20 protein-coding genes are annotated in these 22941 nt (G+C 73.2%); 3 read left to right on the top strand and 17 right to left on the bottom strand.

The window, feature by feature from the left end:
* Positions 1-90 precede the first annotated feature (90 nt).
* The 10 genes from atpD to glyA form a co-directional block, all read right to left on the bottom strand.
* Positions 91-1527 (bottom strand): F0F1 ATP synthase subunit beta, encoded by a 1437-nt coding sequence (gene atpD / locus AB0L34_RS04240; RefSeq protein ID WP_357459552.1) that lies wholly within the window; start codon positions 1525-1527, stop codon positions 91-93.
* A complete protein-coding gene (locus AB0L34_RS04235; protein WP_350703593.1) occupies positions 1527-2456 on the bottom strand; it encodes a F0F1 ATP synthase subunit gamma in 930 nt (309 codons plus the stop codon). The genes atpD and AB0L34_RS04235 overlap by 1 nt, the downstream gene beginning before the upstream one ends.
* 10 nt (positions 2457-2466) lie before the next feature.
* Positions 2467-4122 (bottom strand): F0F1 ATP synthase subunit alpha, encoded by a 1656-nt coding sequence (atpA, locus tag AB0L34_RS04230; protein ID WP_363701746.1) that lies wholly within the window; start codon positions 4120-4122, stop codon positions 2467-2469.
* A 93-nt stretch (positions 4123-4215) separates the two neighbouring features.
* Positions 4216-5037: a F0F1 ATP synthase subunit delta gene (locus tag AB0L34_RS04225; protein ID WP_357459545.1), complete on the bottom strand. Its 822-nt coding sequence runs from the start codon at positions 5035-5037 to the stop codon at positions 4216-4218.
* Complete coding sequence (locus AB0L34_RS04220; protein ID WP_350684039.1) at positions 5037-5576, bottom strand: F0F1 ATP synthase subunit B; 540 nt, start codon at positions 5574-5576, stop codon at positions 5037-5039. The genes AB0L34_RS04225 and AB0L34_RS04220 overlap by 1 nt, the downstream gene beginning before the upstream one ends.
* A gap of 27 nt (positions 5577-5603) precedes the next feature.
* A complete protein-coding gene (locus tag AB0L34_RS04215) occupies positions 5604-5837 on the bottom strand; it encodes an ATP synthase F0 subunit C (protein WP_088975803.1) in 234 nt (77 codons plus the stop codon).
* Between the two features lie 67 nt (positions 5838-5904).
* A complete protein-coding gene (atpB, locus tag AB0L34_RS04210) occupies positions 5905-6702 on the bottom strand; it encodes a F0F1 ATP synthase subunit A (protein ID WP_363701743.1) in 798 nt (265 codons plus the stop codon).
* An 11-nt stretch (positions 6703-6713) separates the two neighbouring features.
* Positions 6714-6950: an AtpZ/AtpI family protein gene (locus AB0L34_RS04205; protein ID WP_350703604.1), complete on the bottom strand. Its 237-nt coding sequence runs from the start codon at positions 6948-6950 to the stop codon at positions 6714-6716.
* Positions 6951-7150: 200 nt separating this feature from the next.
* Positions 7151-7585, bottom strand: a complete 435-nt coding sequence (locus AB0L34_RS04200; protein ID WP_363701741.1) for a hypothetical protein — start codon at positions 7583-7585, stop codon at positions 7151-7153.
* The gene (glyA, locus tag AB0L34_RS04195; RefSeq protein ID WP_363701739.1) at positions 7578-8867 is read right to left on the bottom strand and encodes a serine hydroxymethyltransferase; all 1290 of its coding nucleotides are present in this window, start codon (positions 8865-8867) and stop codon (positions 7578-7580) included. Before glyA ends, AB0L34_RS04200 begins: the two co-directional genes overlap by 8 nt.
* A 35-nt stretch (positions 8868-8902) precedes the next feature.
* Here glyA and AB0L34_RS04190 point away from each other — a divergent pair, with 35 nt between their 5' ends.
* Complete coding sequence (locus tag AB0L34_RS04190; RefSeq protein WP_363701737.1) at positions 8903-10366, top strand: SDR family oxidoreductase; 1464 nt, start codon at positions 8903-8905, stop codon at positions 10364-10366.
* A 21-nt stretch (positions 10367-10387) separates the two neighbouring features.
* Here the strand turns inward: AB0L34_RS04190 and AB0L34_RS04185 are convergent, their stop codons facing one another.
* The 4 genes from AB0L34_RS04185 to prmC form a co-directional block, all read right to left on the bottom strand.
* Entirely contained in the window at positions 10388-12499 is a 2112-nt protein-coding gene (locus AB0L34_RS04185; RefSeq protein WP_357459531.1) for a transglycosylase domain-containing protein, read from the bottom strand.
* A gap of 185 nt (positions 12500-12684) precedes the next feature.
* Complete coding sequence (locus AB0L34_RS04180; RefSeq protein ID WP_363701735.1) at positions 12685-13296, bottom strand: phosphotyrosine protein phosphatase; 612 nt, start codon at positions 13294-13296, stop codon at positions 12685-12687.
* On the bottom strand, positions 13297-13941 hold the full coding sequence (locus tag AB0L34_RS04175) for an L-threonylcarbamoyladenylate synthase (protein ID WP_350704136.1): 645 nt from the start codon (positions 13939-13941) through the stop codon (positions 13297-13299).
* Positions 13941-14888, bottom strand: a complete 948-nt coding sequence (gene prmC / locus AB0L34_RS04170; RefSeq protein ID WP_363701733.1) for a peptide chain release factor N(5)-glutamine methyltransferase — start codon at positions 14886-14888, stop codon at positions 13941-13943. Before prmC ends, AB0L34_RS04175 begins: the two co-directional genes overlap by 1 nt.
* Before the next feature lie 73 nt (positions 14889-14961).
* Here prmC and AB0L34_RS04165 point away from each other — a divergent pair, with 73 nt between their 5' ends.
* Positions 14962-16512 carry a GGDEF domain-containing protein gene (locus tag AB0L34_RS04165; RefSeq protein ID WP_363701731.1) on the top strand — a complete coding sequence of 517 codons (1551 nt, stop codon included), beginning with the start codon at positions 14962-14964 and terminating at the stop codon, positions 16510-16512.
* A gap of 24 nt (positions 16513-16536) precedes the next feature.
* Here the strand turns inward: AB0L34_RS04165 and prfA are convergent, their stop codons facing one another.
* Both prfA and rpmE read right to left on the bottom strand, forming a co-directional pair.
* Positions 16537-17625: a peptide chain release factor 1 gene (prfA, locus tag AB0L34_RS04160; RefSeq protein ID WP_357459524.1), complete on the bottom strand. Its 1089-nt coding sequence runs from the start codon at positions 17623-17625 to the stop codon at positions 16537-16539.
* 106 nt (positions 17626-17731) lie between these two features.
* Positions 17732-17956, bottom strand: coding sequence for a 50S ribosomal protein L31 (gene rpmE, locus AB0L34_RS04155; protein ID WP_350686436.1), 225 nt, complete (start codon positions 17954-17956; stop codon positions 17732-17734).
* A gap of 299 nt (positions 17957-18255) precedes the next feature.
* Between rpmE and AB0L34_RS04150 the strand changes: the two genes are divergently transcribed.
* On the top strand, positions 18256-19152 hold the full coding sequence (locus AB0L34_RS04150) for an AAA family ATPase (protein WP_357459520.1): 897 nt from the start codon (positions 18256-18258) through the stop codon (positions 19150-19152).
* A 115-nt stretch (positions 19153-19267) separates the two neighbouring features.
* Here the strand turns inward: AB0L34_RS04150 and AB0L34_RS04145 are convergent, their stop codons facing one another.
* Positions 19268-22726 (bottom strand): phosphodiester glycosidase family protein, encoded by a 3459-nt coding sequence (locus AB0L34_RS04145; protein WP_363701728.1) that lies wholly within the window; start codon positions 22724-22726, stop codon positions 19268-19270.
* Positions 22727-22941: the final 215 nt, after the last annotated feature.

The raw sequence follows: 22941 nt of genomic DNA, 5'->3' as shown, positions 1-22941 counted from the left end.
CCGTACGGGGCCAGGGGTTAAAATACCGCCCGATATTTAACTAAAGCCCCCCCGGAATTGGGGGGGGGCGCCTTTCTCAGGACCGACAGGTCAGCCCTTCATCAGCTCCGCAGCCTTGCGCTCCAGGTCCTCCAGACCGCCGCACATGAAGAAGGCCTGCTCGGGGAAGTGGTCGTACTCGCCCTCGCTGATCTTCTTGAACGCCTCGATGGTCTCCTTGATCGGGACCGTCGAGCCCGGCACGCCGGTGAACTGCTCGGCGGCGTAGGTGTTCTGCGACAGGAAGCGCTCGATCCGCCGCGCGCGCTGCACGGTGATCTTGTCTTCCTCGGAGAGCTCCTCGATACCGAGGATGGCGATGATGTCCTGCAGGTCCTTGTACTTCTGCAGGATCCGCTTCACCTCGGTCGCCACCGCGAAGTGCTCGGCGCCGACGAACTCCGGGGCGAGGATCCGGGACGAGGACGCCAGCGGGTCCACGGCCGGGTAGATGCCCTTGTCGGAGATCGACCGCTCCAGGTTGGTGGTCGCGTCGAGGTGGGCGAACGTGGTGGCCGGGGCGGGGTCGGTGTAGTCGTCCGCCGGCACGTAGATCGCCTGCATCGAGGTGATGGCCTGGCCCCGGACGGAGGTGATCCGCTCCTGGAGCTCGCCCATCTCGTCGGCCAGGGTCGGCTGGTAACCCACGGCGCTCGGCATACGGCCGAGCAGGGTGGAGACCTCCGAACCCGCCTGAGTGAAGCGGAAGATGTTGTCGATGAAGAGCAGCACCTCCTGCTTCTGCACGTCGCGGAAGTACTCCGCCATGGTGAGCGCGGAGAGCGCCACCCGCAGCCGGGTGCCCGGCGGCTCGTCCATCTGGCCGTAGACCAGCGCGGTCTTGTCGATGACGCCGGACTCGGTCATCTCGGCGATGAGGTCGTTGCCCTCACGGGTGCGCTCACCCACGCCGGCGAAGACCGAGGTACCACCGAAGTTCCGGGCGACACGGGTGATCATCTCCTGGATGAGCACCGTCTTGCCCACGCCGGCGCCGCCGAACAGGCCGATCTTGCCGCCCTTCACGTACGGGGCGAGCAGGTCGATGACCTTGATGCCGGTCTCCAGCATCTCGGTCTTCGGCTCCAGGTCCGCGAAGGCCGGGGCCTTGCGGTGGATCTGCCAGTGGTCGTCCGGGTTGAGCGTCTCGCCCTCGGTGAGGTTGAGGCACTCGCCGATCGCGTTGAACACGTGGCCCTTGACCGCGTCGCCCACCGGAACGGTGATCGGCGAACCGGTGTCCCGCACCTCGGCACCGCGGACCAGGCCGTCGGTCGGCTGCATCGAGATGGCGCGGACCATGTTGTCACCCAGGTGCTGGGCGACCTCCAGGGTCAGCGTCTTCTCACCGCCGGAGAGGGTCACGTCCACGTGCAGGGCGTTGAACAGGGCCGGCATGGCGTCGCGCGGGAACTCGGCGTCGACGACCGGGCCGATGACCCGGACCACGCGACCCGTGGCCGTCTTGGTCTCTACTGGGGCAGTCATCACACTTCACTTCCCGACGCGGCCAGCGCGTTCGCGCCGCCGACGATCTCGCTGATCTCCTGGGTGATCCCGGCCTGGCGAGCCGAGTTCATCTCACGCGTGTACTTCTCGATCATCTCTTCGGCGTTGTCGGTGGCGCTCTTCATCGCCCGCCGCCGGGCCGCCGACTCGCTGGCCGCCGACTCCAGCAACGCCGCGTAGATCCGCGTGTTGATGTACTTCGGCAACAGCGCGTCGAGCAGCGCCTCCGCCTCCGGCTCGAACTCGTACGCCGGCAGCAGACCCTCGGACCGGGGACGGTCCTCCACCTGCATCGGCCCGATGATCTTCGCGACCGGGGTCTGGGTCATCAGGGAGTGGAACTCGGTGTAGACGATGTGCAACTCGTCGATCCCGAGCACCCCGTCCGGCCCGGCGCCGCCGTCGACGTCGTCCGCGCCGGCCGTGAACGCCTTGATCAGCGTCTCGCCCACGGCGCGGGCGTCGGCGAACGTCGGCTGCTCCGAGAAGCCGGTCCAGTTCTCCTCGATCGGCCGGTCACGGAACCGGAAGAAGCCGACGCCCTTGCGCCCGATGACGTAGAGCACCGGCTCCTTGCCGTCGGCGCGGAGCCGGGCGATCAGCGACTCCGCCGTCTTGATCGCGTTGGAGCTGTAACCGCCGGCCAGGCCACGGTCGGAGGTGACCAGCAGGACACCCGCCCGCCGCACCCGCGGACGCGGGGTGAGCAGCGGGTGGTCGATCCGCGCGTTGGACGCCAGCGCCGTGAGCACACCGGTGATGGCCTGGGCGTACGGCAGGGACGCCTCCACCCGGGCCTGGGCCTTGGCGATCCGGCTCGTCGCCACGAGCTCCATCGCCTTGGTGATCTTCTTCATCCCCTTCGCCGAGCGGATCCGTTGACGAAGAACGCGTACCTGGGCCGCCATGAATCAGCCCTTACTGGTTCTCGACCGGGCGGTCGGTCGTGCCGTCGCGGAAGCGGGTCACCGTCTCGCGGTTCTCCTCGCCCTCGAGCGGCGTGGCCGGGGCCTCGTTGATCCGACGCTCGTCGGCCTTGCCGAGGAAGAGCTGCTTGAACTCGGTGATGGCGCGGTCGAGCGAGGCGACGATCTCGTCGTCCCACTTGTTGTCGGCGATCCCGGCCAGCACACCCTCGTGCTTGTGGCGCAGGTACTGGAGGAACTCCGACTCGAAGCGGCGGACCTCACCCACGGGGATGTCGTCCAGCTTGCCCTCGGTGCCGGCCCAGACCGAGACGACCTGCTCCTGCACCGGGAACGGCGAGTAGTTCGACTGCTTCAGCAGCTCGACCAGGCGGGAACCGCGCTCCAGCTGGGCGCGGGAGGCCTTGTCCAGGTCGGAGGCGAAGGCGGCGAACGCCTCCAGCTCGCGGAACTGGGCCAGGTTCAGCCGCAGCGAACCGGCGACCTTCTTCATCGGCTTCACCTGCGCGGCGCCACCGACCCGGGAGACCGAGGTGCCGACGTTGATGGCCGGCCGGACGCCCTGGTTGAACAGGTCGGTCTCGAGGAAGATCTGGCCGTCGGTGATGGAGATGACGTTGGTCGGGATGAAGGCCGAGATGTCGTTGGCCTTCGTCTCGATGATCGGCAGGCCGGTCATCGAGCCCCCGCCCAGCTCGTCGGAGAGCTTCGCACAGCGCTCCAGCAGCCGGGAGTGCAGGTAGAAGACGTCACCCGGGTACGCCTCGCGACCCGGCGGGCGGCGCAGCAGCAGCGACACGGCGCGGTACGCCTCGGCCTGCTTGCTCAGGTCGTCGAAGACGATCAGGACGTGCTTGCCGCCGTACATCCAGTGCTGTCCGATGGACGAGCCGGTGTAGGGGGCGAGGTACTTGAAGCCGGCCGGGTCGGAGGCCGGGGAGGCGACGATGGTCGTGTACTCCATCGCACCCGCCTCCTCCAGGATGCCCTTGATCGAGGCGATCGTGGAGGCCTTCTGGCCGATGGCGACGTAGATGCAGCGGACCTGCTTCTTCGGGTCGCCGGAGCGCCAGTTCTCCCGCTGGTTGAGGATGGTGTCCAGCGCGACCGTGGTCTTGCCGGTCTTCCGGTCGCCGATGATCAGCTGACGCTGGCCCCGGCCGATCGGGGTCATGGCGTCGACCGCCTTGAGACCGGTCTGCAGCGGCTCGTCGACCGACTGCCGGGCCATCACGTTCGGGGCCTGGAGCTCCAGCTCGCGGAAGCCCTCGTTGGCGATGTCGCCGAGCCCGTCGATCGGCTGGCCGAGCGCGTTGACCACGCGGCCGAGGAAGGCGTCGCCGACCGGCACGGAGAGCACCCGGCCGGTGCGCTTGACGCGCTGGCCCTCTTCGAGCTTGGCGGAGTCACCGAGAACGACGACACCGATCTCCCGGACGTCGAGGTTCAGCGCCACACCCAGGGTGCCGTCCTCGAACTCCAGGAGCTCGTTGGTCATGGTCGAGGGGAGGCCCTCGACGTGGGCGATGCCGTCGCCGGTGTCGGCGACGGTGCCGACCTCCTCGCGGGAGACGTCGGACGTGTAGGAGGAGACGTAGCGCTCCAGGGCGCCGCGGATCTCCTCCGTCGAGATGGTCAGCTCGGCCATCCTCTGCTTCCTTAAGTATCAGGGGCCCGGGATACCTAGTACCGACCGGTCCGAATGGCGTCTATTCTCAGGCGGCTGGACGGCAGGGCCGTCTCAGCGCTTCGCGAGCGCGTTGCGGGTCTCGTTGAGGCGGCGCAGGACGGTGCCGTCGTACAGGTCGGAGCCGACCCGAACACTCACGCCACCGAGCACTCCCGGGTCCACCGTCTGCTTGACGGAAACCTCTCGACCGTATATCGCGGAGAGGCTCGCGCCCAGCCGGCGCTCGTCCTCGTCACTCAACGGGGCCGCGACGGTCACGTACGCCACCTGCCGGTCCCGCCGGTCGGCGGCGAGCTCGACCAGCCGGGTGAGCGCCCCGGTGAAGGAGCGTCCCCCGAACCCGCCCAGCGCCGCCTCGACGAGGCGGAGGGTGGCCGGGCGGGCCTTGCCGGCGAGCAGCTCGCGGGCCAGGGCGGCCCGCTGCCCGACCGGGGCGATCGGGTCCGACAGCGCGTTGGAGAGCGCCGACTGACCGGAGACCACCTGACCGAAGCGGAACAGCTCGTCCTCGACCTCGCCGAGGTCGCCGGCCGAGTCGGCGCTGGCCAGCAGCGCCTCCACGCCGAGCCGCTCGGCACCGTCGAGCAGCTCCGACGGCGCCGACCAGCGGCCGGAGACCAGCGAGGCGACCAGGTCGAGCGCCTCGGCGCCGATCTTGCCGCGCAGCAGCTCGCCGAGCAGGGCGGTGCGGTCCGCACCCGAGCGGGCCGGGTCGGAGAGCGCCCGGCGCAGCCGCGGCTCGCGCCGCAGCAGGTCGGCGACGGAGAGGATGTCGTCGGCGGTGGTGGCCACCGCCGACGGCTCCGCGCCGCGGACGTACGCGTCGAGGCGCTCGGCCGCGACCTTGTACGACTCCCGGCTGGCGGCCTGCATCAGCGGGCCCCCGCGCTCTCGAGACCGCTCAGGAACCGGTCGACGGTGCCCTTGCGACGCGCCTCGTCGGCGAGCGACTCACCGACGATCTTGCTGGCCAGGTCCACCGCGATCGTGCCGACCTCGGTGCGCAGCTCGCGCACGATGGTCGCCCGCTCGGCGGCGAGCTGCTCCTTGCCGGCCGCGATGATCCGGTCGGACTCCTCCCGCGCCTTGGCGAGGATGTCCTGCCGGATGCCCTCGGCGTCGGCCCGGGCGTCGTCCCGGATCTTCGCGGCGTCGGTGCGCGCCTCGGCGAGCTGCGCGCGGTACTGCTCGAGGAGCTGGTTGGCCTCGGCCTGGGCGGCCTCGGCGCGCTTGATGCCGCCCTCGATCGCGTCCACCCGAGCCTGGAACGTCTGCTCCATGCGGGGGAAGACGAACTTCATCAGCACGACGCAGAGCAGGGCGAAGGCGATGCCGCCCACCACGATCTCCTGCCAGATCGGCACGATCGGGTTGTGGGTCGACTCACCACCCTCAGCGGCGAGCAGGAACATGGAAGACCTCCCGGTCGAGGGGCGGGATTAGAGGTTGCCCTGCCAGATGAAGCCGAAGGCGATGCCCAGCAGCGCGAGCGCCTCGATGACGGCGAAGCCGATCCAGACGTACGGCAGGGTCATCCGGGACGACTCCGGCTGGCGGGCGGTCGACTGGATGTAGGCGGCGAAGACCAGGCCGACACCGATGCCCGGGCCGATGGCCGCGAGACCGTAGCCGATGGCGGCGGTGCTGCCCTCTACCGCGGCGTAGATGTCCATTAGTGGGTTCCTCCTGGTTATCACGCGTGACGGTCACGCGGGACGACAACTGTTGGTGCGAGGTGGATCAGTGCTCGTCGGCGAGCGCGCCCTGCACGTAGCTGGCGGTCAGCACGGTGAAGACGTAGGCCTGCAGGACGATCACCAGGAACTCGAGGAAGGTGAGCGCGACGGTCATCGCCCAGGACAGCACCGAGACGGGCGCGAGCCAGGCGTTGGCGTTGAGCATCGCGAAGCCGCCGAGCGTGAAGACCAGCAGGAGCATGTGGCCGGCGAACATGTTCGCGAAGAGACGCACGGCCAGCGAGAACGGCCGGACGAGGAAGGTCGAGAAGAACTCGATCGGGATCAGCAGCGGCAGGATGTACCAGGGCGCCGGCGGGATGAGCGAGTTCTTGATGAACTTCCCGGCGCCGTGGTGCTTGATGCCCGCGTAGATGAAGAGCACGTAGCTGATCACGGCGAGGAGGGCCGGGAAGGCGATGTGCGAGTTCGGCGAGATCTGGAACAGCGGCACGATCGCGAAGAAGTTGGTCAGCAGGATGAAGCAGAACAGCGTGGTGAAGTACGGCGCGAACCGCACACCCGCGTGCCCGATCATGTCGACCGCGATGTTGTTGCGCACGAAGCCGTAGATCGACTCGGCGATCCACTGCTTCTTGGTCGGCACCAGCTGCGGCTTACGGTAGCTGGCCAGGAAGAAGATGATCAGGACGCCGACGGCGATCCAGACCATGGCCGTGATCTTGGTGAACCAGTAGGAGTCGTGCGCACCCCAGGGCAGGATGCTGGGCAGGTAGAAGTCCTCCACGCTGGGTGGGAATGCCGCCTGGCCCGCTGCCAGGACGTTCGCCTGTCCGAACACCGCGTCCCTTCCTAAGTAGGCGTGCCGAGTCGACGGACGACCAGGATGATCCCCCCGGCCATGCCGAGCACGACGCCGATCCCGGTGGCGATGCCGCCGGTGTCGAGCCACTGGTCGACCAGCCAGCCGATGAAGCCCCACACGAGCATGCCCGCGATCAGGTATGTGAGCGCGGTCCAACCCTGGCCGGCTCCGGTCGGAACGTCGTCCGGGCCGCCGCTGGGTCGGGGGGGTTGGTCACCAGCCATGACGGGGCGAACGATATCAGCCGGGAATACGAGGCTGTGCCTCGCCCCCCGCACAACCGTCGTTGTGTGGGCCGGTGGCGGGCAGCGTCGTCTGTGGGCACGCTACTCCCCTTCCGCCAGCGTGGAAATGACCGGTGCCCGACACATTTCCGCGCCGCCCGAGCCGTGGGACACCCACCGCCTCCGCCACCACGGCGGGCTCAGCGGGAACGGCGGGCGTGCACGGTGGTGAGCCACCAGATGTGCACGCCGGTCCAGACCACCACCCCGGCGGCGATGCCCAGGCAGAGCGGGATCAGCCCGGGCCAGCCGGTCGACGCCACGGCCACCATCACGACGCCCAGCAGGGTCATCTTCGCCGCGTACAGGCCGAGGCCGAACGGGAGCACGAGCTGCGGATTCACCGAGTCGGCCCAGGCCAGCACCACCGTGGTCAGGGTGTAGCTGAGCGCCGTGACGCCCACCCCGGCCGCCGCGCCCAGCGCCGCGTCCGCGCCGCCGGCCAGCGCCCCCGCCAGCGCGGCCACCGCGATCAGCAGGCCGCTGGCGGCCAGCAGGACCGGCAGGTGCCGCAGCCGCCAGCGCCGGTCGGCCGCCGCGGTCGCCGCCGGCTCGCGCACCCCGGGCTCAGCCACGGGGGTACGCCGGGAAGTCGGCGACCAGCGCGGTCACCTCGGACGCGATCCGGGTCAGCTCGTCGGCGCCCCCCGGGGCGGCGGGATCGGTGCGCACCGCGCGGGCGATCAGCCCGGCGATCCGGCGCATCTCCCCCTCCCGCATCCCCTGGGTGGTCACGCTCGGGGTGCCGACGCGGATGCCGGAGGCCACCATCGGCTTCTGCGGGTCGTACGGGACGGCGTTCTTGTTCAGCGTGATGCCGGCGGCGTCGCAGCGGGCCTCGGCGTCCGCGCCGGTCACCCCGGCCTCGCGCAGGTCGATCAGGGCGAGGTGGGTGTCGGTGCCCCCGGAGACCGGGCGCATGCCCTCGGCGGCCAGCCCGGCGGCGAGCGCCTGCGCGTTGCTCACCACCTGCGCCGCGTACGCCTGGAACTCCGGCTGGGCGGCCTCGCGCAGCGCGACGGCCTTGGCGGCGACGGCGTGCATCAGCGGCCCGCCCTGGGTGAACGGGAAGACCGCCTTGTCGATGCGCTGGGCCAGCGGCTCCCGGCAGAGGATCATGCCGCCGCGCGGCCCGCGCAGCACCTTGTGCGTGGTGAAGCAGACGACGTCGGCGTGCGGCACCGGCGACGGGACGGCCTTCCCCGCGACCAGCCCGACGAAGTGCGCCGCGTCCACCATCAGGTACGCCCCGACCTCGTCGGCGATCTCGCGGAACCGCGCGAAGTCGATCAGCCGGGGATAGGCCGTCGCGCCACAGATGATCATCTTGGGGCGGTGCGCGAGGGCCAGGTCGCGCACCTCGTCGTAGTCGATCAGCTCGGTGTCCCGCCGGACGGTGTAGCCGACGGTGTGGAACCACTTGCCGGAGAAGTTCACCCGGCTGCCGTGGGTGAGGTGGCCGCCGTGCGGCAGGTCCATCGCGAGCACCGTGTCGCCCGGCTGCACCAGCGCGGCGTACGCGGCCAGGTTGGCGCTCGCCCCGGAGTGCGGCTGGAGGTTGGCGTGCTCGGCGCCGAAGAGCTCCTTGGCCCGGGCGATGCCGATCTCCTCGGCCCGGTCGACCTCGGCGCAGCCGCCGTAGTAGCGCCGGCCCGGGTAGCCCTCGGCGTACTTGTTGGTCAGCGTCGAGCCGAGCGCCGCCAGCACCGCCGGCGAGGTGAGGTTCTCGCTGGCGATCAGCTGGAGGCCGCCCCGGAGCCGGTCCAGCTCGCCCAGTACCACCCCGGCGATCTCCGGGTCCGTCGCGCGGAGCTGGTCGAAGTCCGGCCCCCAGAAGGTGCCCGTCTCAGTAGCCACAGCGCCAGAGTCTATTGGGCCGCACACTGGAAGCCGTGAGATGCCTGGTCACCGGAGCCACGGGTTACATCGGCGGGCGGCTCGCGCCCCGGCTGCTGGCCGAGGGGCACACGGTGCGCTGCCTCGCCCGCAGGGCCGGCCGGCTGCGGGACGTGCCCTGGGCGGCGCGCGCCGAGATCGCCGAGGGCGACCTGCGCAGGCCGGAGACCCTGGCGGCCGCGTTCGAGGGCGTGGACGTCGCGTACTACCTGGTGCACTCGCTCGGGCAGGCCGGCTTCGAGGCCGCCGACCGGGAGGCGGCGGCCCACTTCGCCGCCGCGGCCCGCGCCGCCGGCGTACGCCGGATCGTCTACCTCGGCGGGCCGGAGCCGGCCGCGGGCCGTCAGGTCCCGTCGGCGCACCTGCGCTCCCGGGCCGAGGTGGGACGCATCCTGCTCGACAGCGGGGTACCGACGGCGGTGCTGCGGGCGGCGGTGATCATCGGGTCCGGCTCGGCCTCGTTCGAGATGCTGCGCCATCTCACCGAGCGGCTGCCGGGCATGGTCACCCCACGCTGGGTCCGCAACCGGATCCAGCCGATCGCCGTCCGGGACGTGCTGCGCTACCTGGTCGGCTGCGCGAGCCTGCCGCCGGAGGTCAACCGCGCCTTCGACGTCGCCGGGCCGGACGTCCTCACCTTCCAGGACATGATGCAGCGCTACGCGCGGGTGGCCGGGCTGCGCCGCCGGATCATCGTGCCGGTGCGACCGCTGACCCCGGCGCTCTCCTCGTACTGGGTCGGGCTGGTCACCCCGGTGCCGAACGCGATCGCCCGGCCGCTGGTGGAGAGCCTGGTCCACGAGGCCGTCGCCCGCGAGCACGACATCGCCGCCCACGTTCCGGACCCGCCGGAGGGGCTGACCGGCTTCGACCAGGCGGTCGCGCTGGCGCTGGCCAAGGTGCGCGACGGCGAGGTGGAGACCCGCTGGTCGACGGCGAGCGTCCCGGACGCGCCCGCCGAGCCGCTGCCCAGCGACCCGGAGTGGTCCGGCGGCACCGCCTACACCGACGTACGGGAGCGGGTCGTGCACGCGCCGCCGGAGGCCCTGTGGCGGGTCGTCGAGGGCGTCGGCGGGGAGCACGGCTGGTACTCGTTCCCGCTGGCCTGGTCCGCCCGGGGCTGGCTGGACCGGCTGGTGGGCGGCGTGGGGCTGCGCCGGGGCCGGCGCGACCCGCACCGCCTCCGGGTCGGCGAGGCGCTGGACTTCTGGCGGGTGGAGGAGATCGTCCCGGGCGAGTTGCTGCGGCTGCGCGCCGAGATGCGGCTGCCCGGCCGGGCCTGGCTGGAGATGCGGGTGGCCCCGCTCGACGGCGGCCGCAGCCGCTACCACCAGCGGGCGGTGTTCCTGCCCCGCGGCCTGGCCGGGCACGTGTACTGGGGGGCGGTGGCGCCCTTCCACGCGGTGGTCTTCGGCGGGATGGCCCGCAACATCGCCCGGGGCGCCGAGCAGACCCGCTGACCCCCTGGCCCTGCCCGTGGGTCAGTTGCCCGTGCGGGCGCCGGTGACCCGGAAGGCGGTCGCCTCGCTGGGCGGCACGAAGTCCCGGACCGGCTCGTCGCGCAGGGCGAAGGAGAGCGTCTCGCCCACCGCCTCGACCAGTTGCGCCTGCACCCGCTGGCCGACCGCGTCGCGCGGGTCGTCGGGGTTGGTGGCGATCGAGGCGACCACCAGTTGCGGGGTGAAGGCGACCACGGTCTCGGTCGCGTACCCGTCCGAGCTGCCGGTCTTGCCGGCCACCGGGCGGCCGAGTTGCCGGCGCAGCCCCTCGGCGGTGCCGCGGTCGCACTCCCGGTACATCGACTGGTCGCCGACCGGGCAGCGGGCGGCGTCGGCCGCCGCCCGGGCCACGTCCGTGTCGACCACCTGCCGGCAGTCCGGCCGCGCGGCGGCCACCGGCCGGCCCGCCGCGTCGGTCACCGAGACGACGGGCAGCGGCGCGCACCACGTCCCCTCGGCCGCCACCGCCGCGTACGCGCCGGCGAGGTCGAGCGGGGTGGTGGCGGAGACGCCGAGGGTGAACGGCCCCCACTCGCGCGCCCCGTGGCGGGCCAGCCGGGCGTCGTCCCCGGCCCGGAACACGATCCCGAGCCGCTCGGCCATCTCCACCACGCGGTCCGCGCCGACCCGCTCGGCCAGCCAGGCGAAGTAGGTGTTGACCGAGCTGCCGAACGCCGTCCACATGGTGTGTTCGCCGTCCATGTCGCTGTTGGCGTTCTGGGGGCACCAGTACCCGTCGCAGCTCGCCGCCCCGGTCGACGGGAAGTCGGTCACGATCCGCTCCGGCGCGTCGAACTCCGTGTCCAGCGGCAGCCCGGACTCCAGCGCGGCCAGCATGGTGAACATCTTGAACGTCGAGCCGGCCTGGTAGCCGTCGATCGCCCCGCCCCCGGCGACCAACTGGTTGACCGTGTTCGGGTGGTTCTTCTGCCCGGCCGGGTTGTCGGCCACGCTGTAGTTCCGGTTCACCGCCATGGCGAGCACCCGACCCGTGCCGGGCTGGACCACCGCCGTCGGCGCCGCCCGGCGGTCGTCCAGGGAGTAGATCCGGCGGACCTGCTCGGTGGCGGCACGCTGCACGGCCGGGTCGAGCGAGGAGACGATGGTGAAGCCGCCCCGGCGCAGCGTGAGCTGCCGCTCGTCGACCGTCGCGCCGAACGCCGGCTGGGCGTTCCACCAGCGGGTGAACCAGTCGCAGAAGAAGCCCCAGTCGGCGTGCTCCTCCGGCACCGCCGTGCAGTCGTTCGGGGTCTGGCTGGGGCGCAGGTGCAACTGCTCGGCCCGGGCCTGGTCCGCCGCCGCGGCCGGGACCTGCCCCGACTCGACCAGCCGGTCCAGCACGTGCGCCCGGCGGGCGAGCGCCGCGTCCGCGTCGCCGTTGATCGGGTCGTCGGTGTGCGGGGAGCGGACCAGCCCGGCCAGCAGCGCGGCCTCGGCCAGGGTGAGATCCGCCGGCGCCTTGGAGAAGTAGCGCTTGCTCGCGGCGGCCACCCCGTACGCCCCGGCTCCGAAGTAGGCGATGTTGAGGTAGCGGGCGAGGATCTCGTCCTTGGTCAGCTCCCGCTCCAGGGCCAGCGCGTACCGCATCTCCTGGATCTTGCGGGCGGTGCTGAGTTCGGTGGCGGCGGCGCGTTGCCGCTCGCTGAGCCGGGGGTCGTTGCTGAGCACGTTGCGGACGTACTGCATGGTCAGCGTGGACGCGCCCTGCCGGGTCTCCCCGCTGCCCTGGTTGACCGTGAAGGCCCGCACCACGCCGCGCAGGTCGACCCCGCTGTGCTCGTGGAACCGGACGTCCTCGGCGGCGACGATCGCCTGCCGCATCACCGGCGCGACCTCGGCCAGCGGCACGTCCACCCGGTCCTCCTGGTAGAAGGAGGTGATCAGGGTGGTGCCGTCGTCGGCGTAGAGGTTGGAGCGCTGGGCCGTCGGCGGCGTGCGCAGCGTGTTGGGCAGCTCCGAGTACGGCGCGGCGAGCGCCGAGAACCCGATGCCGAACACCAGCGCGGTCGGCAGGGCCGCCGCCGCGAGCGCCAGGCCGGCGAGCACGCCGGCGAGCAGCACGGTGAACAGTCTTTCGAGGTGTGCCCGGGTCATCAGCTCTCCCCGCAGGAGCCGGTCAGGACCCACCCAGAATGACCTGAAAGCCCCTCTCCACCGCCCCTTTCCCCCAAACCCGCAGGAAACTCACGCGCGAGGGTAACTCCGGCGGATTACGGCACAAGCCCGGCGGTGCGGGTGGGCGACCACGGCAAGAGGCTGCCCGGGGCGAGGCGGGGCGGTTACGGCAGGAGCGCGGTGGCGAGGGGGTGGACGGTCTCCTCGATCTCGTCGGCCACCCGGCTGAAGCACTGGTCGCCGCGCCCCCACGGGTCGTCGAGATCGTCGGTGGGCAGGGCGGTGGTGCCCTCCCGGGCGGCGTGGGCGGCCGCCACCAGCGCCACGCCGCGCGCGTACACCCCGTCCGGGGTGGCCTCGGCCGGAGGCAGCCCGGCCGCGTCCACCGCGGCGAGCAGCCGGCCGAACTCGCCCAGCACGAAGGTGCGCGCCGCGGCGTCGGGGCGCAGCGCCACCACGTACTCCTGCTGGTCCGCGGTGGCGGTGAGCACGAGGTCGGCGGCGTCGATGTGGTCCGAGCGGAGCTTGCGGGCGGCGAAGCCGTCGGTGCTGCCGCCCCGGGTGGTGACCTGGCGGGCGGCCGGCGGGTTCATCTCCTCACCGGCGTGCCAGCCGCCGGTGCCCGCGCTGTGGCTGTGCACCAGCTCGTCGGCGCGGCCCGGGTCGGCCTCCCGCCGGGCCAGCCGCTCCCGGACGGCGAGGGCCAGCAGCCGCTCGGCCATCGGGGACCGGCAGATGTTGCCCATGCAGACGTGCAACACGGTGAACGGCGGCACTCAGACCCCCTGGCCGACGAGGATGTCCGGCACCACGTCGCGCAGCTTCTCCAGCGGGACGGCGCCCTGGCGGAGGACCTGCGGCACCTCGCCGGTGAGGTCGACGATGGTGCTCGGCACCGGGTCCGGGCAGGGCCCGGCCTCCAGGTACGCCCGCACCGAGTAGGCGAGCTGGTCGCGGGCCTGTTCGGCGGTGAGCGCGGCCGGCTGGCCGGTCTTGTTGGCCGAGGCGACCGCCATCGGGCCGGTCTCGCGCAGCACCTCCAGCGCCACCGGGTGCAGCGGCATCCGCACCGCCACCGTCCCGGACGTGTCGCCGAGGTCCCAGCGCAGGCTCGGCGAGTGCTCGACGACGATGGTCAGCGCGCCGGGCCAGAACGCCTCCACCAGGTCCCGCGCGGCCTGGGGCAGCGAGTAGACCAGGCCGTCGAGGGTGTGCCGGGAGCCGATCAGCACCGGCGGCGGCACGTGCCGGCCGCCCTTGGCGTCCAGCAGGGCCTTGACCGCGTACGGGGTGAACGCGTCCGCGCCGATCCCGTAGACCGTGTCCGTCGGCAGGACGACGAGTTCGCCGTTCTTGACCGCCTCGATGGCCGCAGCGATGCCGCGGTCCCGGTCGGCGGGCGACCGGCAGTCGTAGAGCATCACGAGGAGTCAGTCTGCCACGCCTCGCGGGCGGCGGCGTGCGGGCCGTCCGCCCGGCGGGAGGCGGTGGCGAAGCGGGGCCGCCCGGCCAGGTCCGGGTGGTCGGCCACCGCCTCGAACCGGCCGTCCGCCGCCAGCAGGTCGGGCACCGCCGTGCCGTGCGTGTCGTCGTGCTCGACGCCGAGCGCCCCGCCGGGGCGCAGCAGGGCCGCCGCCCGGGCGACCACCGGGCGGATCACCGCCAGGCCGTCCGCCCCGCCGAAGACCGCGCTGGCCGGATCGTGCCGCCCCACCTCCGGCGGCACCGGCACGTCGGAGGGCACGTACGGCGGGTTGCAGAGCAGCACGTCGACCCGGCCGACGAGGTCGGCCAGCAGGTCCGGGGCGGTGACGTCCGCCGCCACCACCTCGATCGGCCGGTCCCCCGCCGCCGCCCGGGTCGCCGCGTTCCGCCGCAGCCAGCGCAGCGCGTCGGCCGAGCGTTCCACCGCCACCACCCGGGCGGTCGGCAGTTCCTGGGCGACCGACAGGGCGATCGCGCCGGAGCCGCTGCACAGGTCCACCACCACCGGGGCGGCCAGGCGCCCGGCCCGCGCGATCCCCCAGCCGGCGAGCAGCTCGGTCTCGGGCCGGGGCACGAAGACACCCGGCCCGACGGCCAGCTCCAGGTGCCGGAAGCCGGCGACGCCGGTGAGGTGCTGCAACGGCTCCCGGTCGGCCCGCCGGGCGACCAGCCCGTCGAACCGGTCGAGCTGGTCGGCGGTGAGGTCGTCGGCCAGCGCGAGCCGCCCCCGGGGCACCCCCAGCACGTACGCGGCCAACTGCTCCGCCTCGGCGCGGGCCGCCTCGACGCCGGCCTCGGCCAGCGCGCGGGCCGCCCGGGACACCGCCACGGAAGGGCGTTGTCGTCTCGTCCCTTCGGACGGCTGTTGCGGCGCGGTCGTCACGAGATAATCATGAGGCGTCGCCCCGGACATCACGAGCGGATGCGTCCGGACGCACACCGACAGGAGGTCGCGGGTGGGTTGGCTCGACCGGGTCACCGACCAGGTTGACGCCCTGACGCGGTCGCGGGCGTTGCAGGAGTCCAGCCGTTCCGCCGAGGCGTACGCGATCCTCGACCGCGTCATCGGCACCACCACCGACCCGTACGCGCGGGCCGACGCCCTGGTGCAGCGCCTCTCGGCGGTGATCAACCTGGGCCGGACGGCCGAGTACACCCGGGCGGTCGAGGAGGCCTCCGGCGCGGTCCGCGACCTCGCCGAGCCCTACCTGCACGGGCACCTCAACGCGCTGGCCGCGCTCGCCGCGCACCACCAGGGCGCGCTGGACCGCTGCGTCACACACCTGGTGAAGGCCGCCCGGGCGCTGGGCGCGGTGCCGGATCCCGACCGGGACACCGCGTGGGGCTGGCACGACCTCGCGATGGCCTACTCCTACCTCAGCTTCCACGGCTACGCCCTCGGCGCCATCGAGCGGGCCCGGCAGCTCGGGACGGCCGCCGGGATCCCGGAGGAGACGTTCGCCGCCCCCGGCATCCGGCTGCGCAACGCGGTGGCGCTGGACCACAACGGCGACAGCGACGGCTGCCTGCGGGTGCTGCGGGACGTCGCCGCCGACCTGGACCGGTTCCTGCGCAGCGGCCGGGCCGGGAGGCTGCGCCCGAGCAGCCTGGCCGCGTACGGCTACGCCGCCGCCCGGCGGGGGGCCCTGGGCGACCGGCTGGAGGTCGGCACGGACGCCGCCCCGGCGCGGCTGCTCGGCCACGGCGGGGACAGCGCCCGGGCCCGGGACATGCGCCAGCTCGGTCAGGTCTGCCTCGCCGTCGCCGAGGGCCGGCCGATCGAGGCGGTCACCCGGCTGGACACCGTCCAGGTCTCCAGCGAGACGCTGGGCGCGGCCGAGCCGGCGCGGCTGCGCAGCATCGCCCTGGCCCGCTCCGGCGACCACGCGGCGGCCCACCGGGCCGACCGGCTGGCTTTCCGGCTGGCCGCGCAGCGCAACGACCGGCTCCGGGACGTCTACATCGACGGCATCGCCGCCCGCATCGACCACGAGGAGATGCGCCGCGAGGCGGCCCGCTTCGAGGGCGAGGCGCTGACCGACCCGCTGACCGGGCTGCCCAACCGGCGCCGGCTGGAGCGCTACATCGCCACGGTGGTCGCCGGCGGCGACCGGGTGGTGATCGGCGTCTGCGACCTGGACGGCTTCAAGGCGGTCAACACCCGGCACGGGCACCACTCCGGCGACCTGGTGCTCCAGCGCGTCGCCGGGGTGATCAACCGGGTGATGCGCCGGGGCGACTTCGTCGCCCGCTACGGGGGCGACGAGTTCGTGGTGGTGCTCCCCCACGCCGGGATGCCCGAGGCGGCCGAGGTGGGCCGCCGGATCGACGCCGCGGTGCGGGCGGAGGACTGGGAGTCGCTGGTGCCCGGCACGCCGGTCGGGGTCAGCGTCGGCTTCGCGGAGGTGGGCGCCACCGGCCCCGGCCTGCGCGACGCCCTCAGCGCCGCCTTCGAGGCGGCCGACCGCGAGATGCTCCGCGCGAAGACCCGCCCCCGCGCCTCCTGACCCCGCCGTCTTCGGCCCGGCGGGTCAGCGGCGGGTCAGCTCCGTGTCGCCGGCCAGGCGGGCGGCGCGGTCGGCCTCCGCCAGGGCGTCGAGGACGCCGTCCAGGTCCCCGGCGAGGGACAGGTCCAGGTTGTACGCGGTGTAGCCGATCCGGTGGTCGGTGATCCGGTTCTGCGGGAAGTTGTAGGTGCGGATCCGCTCCGAGCGGTCCACGGTGCGCACCTGCGCCTTGCGGGCGTCCGAGGCGGCCGCGTCGGCCTGCTCCTGGGCCGCCGCCAGCAGCCGGGCGCGCAGGATCCGCATCGCCTGCTCCCGGTTCTGCAACTGGGACTTCTCGTTCTGGCAGGAGACCACGATGCCGGTCGGGACGTGGGTGATCCGCACCGCCGAGTCGGTGGTGTTCACCGACTGGCCGCCCGGACCCGACGAGCGGAACACGTCGATCCGCAGGTCGTTCGGGTCGATGGTGACGTCGACGTCCTCGGCCTCGGGCAGCACCAGCACGCCGGCGGCGCTGGTGTGGATCCGGCCCTGCGACTCGGTGACCGGGACGCGCTGCACCCGGTGCACGCCGCCCTCCCACTTGAGCCGGGACCAGACGCCGTTGCCGCCCTCGGGCACGCCCTTGGTCTTGATCGCCAGCGAGACGTCCTTCACCCCGCCGAGGTCCGAGTCCTGGGCGTCGATCACCTCGGTGAGCCAGCCGCGCCGCTCGGCGTACCGGGTGTACATCCGCAGCAGGTCGCCGGCGAAGAGCGCGGACTCCTCGCCGCCCTCGCCGGCCTTGATCTCGACGATCACGTCCTTGGCGTCGTGCGGGTCGCGCGGGATCAGCAGCTCGGCCAGCCGCTCCTCGAGCGCCGGCAGGCTCGCCGCGATCGACTCCGCCTCGGCGGCGAAGGACGGGTCCTCGGCGGCCAGTTCCCGGGCGGCGGCGAGGTCGGCGCGGGCCTGCTCCAGCTCCCCGGCCGCCTTGTGCAGCGGGACCAGCTCGGCGTACCGACGGCCGACCCGGCGGGCGGTGCCCTGGTCGGCGTGGATGGCCGGGTCCGCCAGCCGCTTCTCCAGCTCGGCGTACTCGTCGAGGAGGGCGGCCAGGCGCTCACTGCTCATGCGGGGGAAGCTCCTTCGACGACGGCGGGACGGGAGGCGGAACCGGGGCGGATACGGACGACGCCCGCGACCGGCACGAAACCGGGCGCGGGCGCCGAACGAGGAGTTACTTGGCCTTCTTGGCCTGAACCTTGGCGTACTTCTGCTGGAACTTCGCGACCCGCCCGGCGGTGTCCAGGACGCGCTGCTTGCCCGTGTAGAACGGGTGGCAGGCGCTGCAGGTCTCGACGTGGATCGAGCCGCCCTTGGCGGTGCTGCGGGTGCTGAAGGTGTTGCCGCAGGAGCAGGTGACCTCGGTGGTCACGTACTCCGGGTGGATGTTGGGCTTCATGTCGCCTCGGTCCTTTCGTGGATGGTCGCCGGGTCGCCGTCGGTGTCCGTCGCCTCGTGCGCGACGGGCTCGGGCGTGAACCGGAACCGGTGGCCGATTGACCAGTGTGCCATGGGCCGGCGCCGGCCCGGCAATCGGGCCGCACGGCTGCTCCGGCATCGACAACGCGCGCCTCCTCTCCCGCATTCCCGCCGCCTGGCCGGGCATTCACCCCGGCACGGCCGCCCGCCGGTCGTGCCCCGCCCGGGGCACGGCGGCGACGCGCCGCCGGCCACCGAGACGTACGACACGGAGGAGCCATGGCCCGCCTGATCGCCACCCGGGGACTCCCCGCCTCCGGCAAGACCACGTTCGCCCGGACGCTGCAACCGTCCGTGGTCCGGGTCAACCGGGACGACCTACGCCGGATGCTGCACGGCGAGCGGCTGTTCACCCAGTGGGCGGAGTGGCAGGTGACCGTCGTGCAGCGGGCGCAGGTCGAGGCGCTGCTGCGGGCCCGGGCGGACGTCTGCGTCGACGACACCAACCTGCGGTCGCGGACCCTGCGGGACTGGGCCGACCTAGCCGCCCGGCACGGCGCCGAGTTCGAGGTGCACGACTTCACCGACGTGCCGCTGGCGGAGTGCCTGCGCCGCGACGCCGCCCGTCCGGAGGCCGACCGGGTCGGCGAGGCGTGGATCCGCCGGCTGCACGAGCGCTACCTGGAGGGGCGCGCGCTGCCGCTGCCGGTGCCGCAGGCCCGGACGGGGCGGCCGGCCACGGTGCACGCCCCGTCGACCGATCCGCCGGAGATCGTGCTGGTCGACATCGACGGGACGGTCGCGCTGAACGTCTCGCGCAGCCCGTACGACATGACCCGGGTCGACGAGGACGAGCCGAACCCGGCGGTGATCGCGGCGGTCCGGGCGATGCACGCGGCCGGGTACGGGGTGGTCTTCTGCTCGGGCCGCGACGCCACCGCCCGGCCCGCCACGGAGGCGTGGCTGGCCCGGCACGTCCGGGTGCCCTACCTCGACCTGCACCTGCGCGCCGTCGGCGACAACCGCAAGGACTCCGTGGTCAAGCAGGAGATCTACGAGCACGAGGTCAGGGACCGCTACCGGGTGGTCGGCGTCTTCGACGACCGCCAGCAGGTGGTGCGGATGTGGCGCGCCCTCGGCCTCACCGTCTTCCAGGTCGCCGAGGGCGACTTCTGAGATCGGGGAGCCCTGTCGACACCCGAGGCCCGCACCGGGATCGGTGCGGGCCTCGGGCGGTGCCAGCAGGGGGCCTTCCTGTGCGCGGGGCGTCAGGAAGGCGCCCTCCTCACCCTCAGGCGGCGGGGGCCTGGGCGGCGGCGGTCAGGGCGACGGTCGCCTCGGCCCGGACGCCGTTGACCTCCACCGCCAGCGTCACCTGCGCGCCGGGGCGCAGGGCGGTGAGCGTGCCGGTGGCCGGGTCGAAGCGGGCCACGTGCCAGGGCTTCAGCCCGGCGGCCGAGCCGACGTGCAGGTTCGGCGAGGCGGACCAGTCCGCGCTCACCGGCGCCGCCACCGGCACCGTACGCCCGCCCGGCTGGGTCACCGTGGCGGTGACCGTCGCCGGGGCGTCGACGGCGACGCTGGCCGGGGCGGCCAACGCGAGCCCGTCGACGTGCGCGTGGAACTCGGCGGCGACCCAGCGCGGGCCCTCCACGAGCGGGTTCCGCCGGGCCCGGTCGGCCTCGGCGGGGCTCACCGGGTCCACCCCGAACTCGGTCCACCCGGTGAATCCGCCCTGGTCGGCCGGGGTGGACGGGTTCTTGCCCGAGTTGCCGTTGATCAGGTACGGCACCCCGTCGACCCGGTCGGCGTGGAACGTGCCGACGTGCCCGCCGACGAAGACCGCCCCCTTGCCGGTGCGGTGCTGGAAGTCGGCCAGCCACTGCTCCAGCAGCGCGGCCTCCTTCCGGTCGCCGAGCTGGCTGGCCTTGGCCGGGCTCGGGTCGCGCGGCGGGTGGTGGTGCAGCACCGCCACCGAGCCGACGGCGGGGTCGCCGGCCGCCGAGTCGAGCGCCTCGCGCAGCATCCGCACCTGGTCGAAGCCGCCGCCGCGCAGCGAGCCGGTCGACGAGTTCAGCGTGACGAACCGGGTGCCCTTGTGGTCGAAGACCCGCTCGGTGTCACCGAACGCGGCCCGGAAGTTGGCGATCGGTGCGCCCATGATCTCGTGGTTGCCGGGCACGTAGTAGTACGGCAGTTCCCCGCCGAGCTCCTCGTCCAGCACCCGCTTCGCCAGCGCGAAGTCGGCCGGGTACGCGGTGTCCACGAAGTCGCCGTTGATCACGAGGAAGTCCGGCTTCGCGGCCTTGACCTCACGGAGCGTACGGCGGGCCTGGGCGACCAGGTCGCTGTCCGGGTCCGCCGCGACGAACTGCGCGTCGGACATGACCGCGAAGCGCCAGGGCGCGCCGTCGACCGTGCCGTCGCGGAGCACCACCCGGTCGGTGCGCGGCGCCTCGGCCGGGGCGTCGACCGTCGGCGGCACCTTCGCCACCAGGTCGTCGATGACCACCTCGCTGCGGTACTGGGCGGCGGCGTTGGTCTCGGCCACGTAGAACCGGCGGATCCGCACCGGGTACTGCACGCCGGCGGGCACGGCGAACTCGACGTACTTCCAGCCCTTCCAGGTGATCAGTGGCCCGCGCAGGACGTGCTGGGTGTTCTGCGCGTCGTGCAGGTGCAGGCTGGGCCACTCCCCGGTGCCGTTGCCGTGGATCCACATGCCGAACGCCTGCGGCTGGCCGGCCACGTCGATCCAGGCCGGCGGGTCGGCGTACGCGGCCCGGGTGCCGGTGGACTGGCTGAAGTCGTACGTCATCTTCAGGCCGGTGCCGGTGCGCCCCGGCGCCGGGGCGACGGCACCGCTGGCCCGGGCCTGGCTGAACTTCCAGGCCGCCGCGTCGTCGAACGTGGCCACCGGGACGTCGGTGAGCCCGACGGTGACGGGCAGCACGGTGCTGCTGCCGCCCACGCGCACGGTGACCAGCGCCGAGCCGGTGTCCCGCAGCGCGGTGACGGCGAGGTTGCCGTCGGCGGTCGGGGTGATCTTGAGAAGGTCCCGGTCGTAGTCGAGCTTCAGGTCGGCGGGCTCGATCGGGGCGGTGTTGCCCTCGGCGTCGTAGCCGACCACGCCGAACAGCGCGCTGCCCTGCGCCCCGTCCAGGCCGACCCGGTCCACGGTGGAGTCGATCCGGGCCAGCGGGCCGAGGACGGTGAGGTCGAGGGTGCCGCTGGCCTCGTCCCGCCAGGCGGTGACGGTGGTACGGCCGGGCAGGCCGGCCCGGAAGGTGCCCTCGCGGTCGACGGTGCCCTGCGCCGCCGGGTTGGCCCGCCACTTCGGCGCGCCGGCCGCCGGGCCGTACGTCTCGTCGTGGCCGGCGGCGGTGAGCCGGCGGGTGAGGCCGGGGAAGACCCGGTCGGGGCGGCCGCCGCGCACCGGCGCGACGCCGGGTGCGCTGGTCGGGTCGCTGGCGGTCTCCAGCCAGTACCCGGTGAGCCGGCCGCTGCCCTGGGGCGCGTAGAGGGCCAGGCCGTTGGGCACCGCGCGCTCCGTGCCGTCGGAGGGGCTGTTCTCCACCTGCACGGCCGCCGCGCCCGGCTCCCGGGCGAGCAGCGTGGACGAGCCGCCGCCGTCGAGGTTGAGCGCGTGGTGGGCGCCGAGTTCGGCCATCATCCGGCCCATCTCGGTCTGGGTGACGCCACGGCTGTCGACCTGGCGGCCGTCCACGGTCAGCAGGATCATGCGCCGGCCGTCGGCGGAGAAGCCGACCGACGTGCGCGGGGCCAGCGACGCGTCGGCGATGTTCTGCACCACGCCGTCCCGGACCAGCACGTTGCCGCCGCCGACCGCCGCGTGCAGGGTGCTGCCGTCGGCGGCCTTGGGCTGCCAGGCGACCGTCACCGGGTCGCCGGGGCGCAGCCCGGCGAGGGCGTCCGCGCCGGAGTCGCGCCCGAGCAGCACGGTGGTGCCGGCCGGGATCGGCCCGCTGCCGGCCGTCGTGCCGACGGTGGCGACGCGGCCGTCGACCACCGTGACCTCCGTGACGCGGGCGGCGCCGGCGACCGCGCGTTCCCGGGTGTACGACCCCCAGAGCGCGGTGAACACGCCGATGCCGTTCGCCTGGATCATGTTGTTGAACTGGGTCAGCGTCACCGGGCCGGTGGGCAGCGTCGCGGTGCCGTCGAAGTTGACCTCGATCACCCGGCCGAGCCCCTCGGTGGTGATCGCGACGGCGTTGCGATGCCCGCTGACCGCGGACTGGACCAGTTCGCCGTCGCGGATGCCGACGCCTTGGGCGGCGCCCGAGTTGTTGATGTCGAAGAAGTCGCCGTTGACCGCCGCGACCGCGCGGGAGGCGTCCACGGCGCGGCGCAGCGGCTCGGCCCGGCTGACCGCGCCGGAGTTCACGTAGTCGACGGTGACGCCGCCGGTGAGGTCGGCCGTGAGCGCGTCGGCGCGCAGCCAGCCGTCGGCGTCGTACCGGTCGAAGGAGGTGAGTTGGAGGCCCGGGGCGACCGGGCGGGTGGTCTTGGCGGTCTCCAGGCCGCCGGCCGGCTCGATGCCGCCGGAGAGCGTGACGGAGTCGGCGGGGTACGAGGAGGCGCGGGGCGCGTCCTCGGCCGCGGTGGCGGAGGGGTCGGTGGCCGGATCCGGCGCACCGGCGGTCGCCGGCACGGTGCCGGCCATGGTGAGCAGCGGCGTCAACAGCAGGACGCCGGCAAGACGGGCTGATCGTCTGCGGGTACGCATGGGCCACAGTCAACCGGACTGTGAATAGAAGTTTCAATACCTGTCAACCAAACCGAAGGAAAACTCCACCCCTCGGTACCCGGTCCGAAGCAACAACACGGCCGGCGTCGAAGCGCGCGACGGGCGTGGTGACCGCATGCGACTGTCGTGGGCGGACGGACGGCGGGCGGGCGAACGGCACGGGGCGCCCGGGAACGCGAGAAGGGCACGACCGC

Origin of the sequence: Micromonospora sp. NPDC052213, from assembly GCF_040679695.1 — a bacterium.
GTDB lineage: Bacteria > Actinomycetota > Actinomycetes > Mycobacteriales > Micromonosporaceae > Micromonospora.
The sequence above is the reverse complement of the archived record's forward strand: the minus strand, read 5'-3'. Positions and strand labels throughout refer to the sequence as shown.